Here is a 1,037-nt window from a genome sequence, read left to right on the forward strand (position 1 = left end):
TCTCAACGTCTACTTGATCATGTATTCGTTGTACCAGCTCACCCTCTAACATTTCAAAGGAGGTTCTTAAACTTTCATGACGTTTCACTAAAGCATACATCGCTTTTTCAAAACGCTTCTGGTTTAAAGCCCCGGTGATTGTCATAACAGAGGGCATATTATAACTGGTATTGTGTTCTTCTAATTGCTGTAACACATACATTCGTTTTTGCGCCGAAGAGGCTGGGAATGTTTGCTTTTGTTCAAGTTGTGGAATGAAATGATATTGTTGATGATCTAATTGTTGTATTTGTTTTGAAAACTGTTCAATAGTCGGAAATGAAAAAATATCTCTTAATGTTAAATCAACTTTCATTTCCTGATTCAGTTTAGAAACAATTTGTACTGCTTTAATGGAATGCCCACCTAATTCAAAGAAGTTATCTTTGATTCCAACAGTTTTTATATTAAGTACTTCTTCCCACAAAGATACAAGTTGACTTTCTAGTTTATTGCTTGGTGCTACATATTGCACATCTTGATTTAAATTCCCTTCAGGAACAGGTAAAGCTTTTCTATCTAATTTCCCATTAGGAGTTAACGGCATCTTATCCAGTTGTACAAAATAGGATGGTAACATGTACTCTGGTAATGTTTGAGACAAATGCTTTCTTAACTCAGTTGTATTTATTTTGGTTTCACTTACCACATAAGCACATATGGTTTTGTCTCCTGCTGTTTTCCCTTCGTTAACTATAACTACCGTTTCAATAATTCCTGGATGTTTTTGAACCTGACTCTCAATTTCTCCTAACTCAATTCGATATCCACGTACCTTTACTTGATCATCAGATCTACCTAAATATTCAATTCTGCTATTTAACCTTTTAGCTAAATCGCCCGTTTTATACATCCTTTCGCCTTCTACAAACGGATTGTTTATAAACCTTTCACTTGTAAGATCAGCACGGTTTAAATATCCTCTGGCCACCCCATCACCTGATATATACATTTCACCAACCGTATTAAAAGGTACGGGGTTCAGCCGTTCATCAAGG

1 protein-coding gene is annotated in these 1,037 nt (G+C 35.6%); it reads right to left on the reverse strand.

The window, feature by feature from the left end:
- Positions 1–1,037 (reverse strand): condensation domain-containing protein (locus ERL59_RS20585; RefSeq protein WP_160648104.1); only part of this gene is annotated, 1,037 nt, incomplete at both ends.

The organism is Chengkuizengella marina (assembly GCF_009910845.1).
Classification (GTDB): Bacteria; Bacillota; Bacilli; order Paenibacillales; family KCTC-33759; genus Chengkuizengella; species Chengkuizengella marina.